The organism is Micromonospora sp. NBS 11-29 (genome assembly GCF_002140155.1).
Taxonomy (GTDB): Bacteria; Actinomycetota; Actinomycetes; order Mycobacteriales; family Micromonosporaceae; genus Micromonospora.
The window spans coordinates 126,680-127,120 of sequence record NZ_NAPR01000003.1 but is presented as its reverse complement, the minus strand read 5'-3'; the positions used below and the strand labels follow the sequence as shown (position 1 = coordinate 127,120).

Below are 441 nucleotides of genomic sequence, written 5' to 3'. Positions count from 1 at the left end.
CGGGCGCGGCGTCGGCGCTGCGGGTGCAGGCCGAACGGGACCGCGACGCGGCCCGCCAGGAGCTGCGCACCGTACGCGCCGAACGCGACGGCGAACGGCAGCGGGCCGCCGAACTGACCGCCGAACGCGACACCGCCCGCGCCGACGCCGAGCGGGCCACCCGTTCGGCCGCCGAGGCCCTGCAGCGGGCGCAGCGGTTGCGCGCCGAGGCCGACACCGCCCGCGCCGACGCGCAGGCCGCCCGCGCGCAGGCCGACGAGGAACGCCGGGCGGCGGGGGCCGCCGCCGAGCGGGCCGACGCGCAGGCCGACGCCGCGCGACAGGCGCGAGCCGAGCGGGACCGGGCGCGGGCCGAACGCGCCGACGCCCTCGCCGCCGCCGACGCGGCCCGCGCCGAGGCGGAGGCGGCCCGCGCCGACAACGCGGCCCTCGCCGCCGACC

1 pseudogene is annotated in these 441 nt (G+C 84.1%); it reads left to right on the top strand.

The annotated features are described in order from the left end of the window. Positions 1–441: pseudogene (locus tag B1205_RS30685) on the top strand (hypothetical protein); the annotation flags it as partial.